1 protein-coding gene is annotated in these 816 nt (G+C 37.5%); it reads right to left on the reverse strand.

Annotated elements, in window-relative coordinates; all coding sequences use genetic code 11:
• Positions 1–161: 161 nt before the first annotated feature.
• Positions 162–683, reverse strand: a complete 522-nt coding sequence (locus FDX22_RS20665; protein WP_146717701.1) for a hypothetical protein — start codon at positions 681–683, stop codon at positions 162–164.
• Positions 684–816 lie beyond the last annotated feature (133 nt).

The raw sequence follows: 816 nt of genomic DNA on the forward strand, positions 1-816 counted from the left end.
TCGTCTGGGATATTTTCCGGCACGGATCATCGCTTTCATCGTTTTGTTGGAAATCCCCAGGTTAAGCTGTTTTATAATACCTTCGAACAGACGAGTCTGCTCCATATTACCGCTATAGATACATCATGGTAAATATGAAAAAAGAACGTAATTCGTGGCGGTTATTTAGTGCTCTGCAGCTTTTCTCTTGCCTTTTTAGCTTCAACAAGCAGGCGTGTGGTACGGAAGAATGATATTATTTTATAAAATGAGTTACTGTTTATTGTGTGTCGGCATAAATAAATAACCAGTAACTGTAAGGGGAAGAAGTAAAGTTGCTTCATCCATTCATTAAGCTCTACTGATTTTATGAGTATCAAAAGAAAGACAGCCGAAGTCAGCAGGATATTAAAAAGATGAAAGCAATATATAAGGAGTAAGCCGCTGATATATCCGCGCCCTAATCCATATGGTATTAAAACAATGAATATACACATGAATGGTGTAATGGAATACAAAAAAAGAGCGCTTAATTCTACTGGGAGCTTAAAGTGAAATATTAATGTTGCCCATCCCCATGCAAGTACGATTTCCAGCAGCATAATAATAATTCCTACTGAAAAAGGGTTAGGGCGCGAAAGCCTGTACCATTGAATGTTGAGGGCATTCTCCTGTACCGGTGTGGATTTTTTGAGTAAATCCACGCCTCCATTCTCTATCAATTGATCAACCTGTTGACCTTCCTGAATTAGTTGGAGGAATTGACTGCCAAATAACAATCTTGTTACATTTATTTAATTAATGGTACCCACTGACTGTAATAATCCAAAAACATAT

It is taken from the genome of Citrobacter sp. TBCS-14, assembly GCF_005280805.1.
Taxonomy (GTDB): domain Bacteria; phylum Pseudomonadota; class Gammaproteobacteria; order Enterobacterales; family Enterobacteriaceae; genus Citrobacter; species Citrobacter gillenii.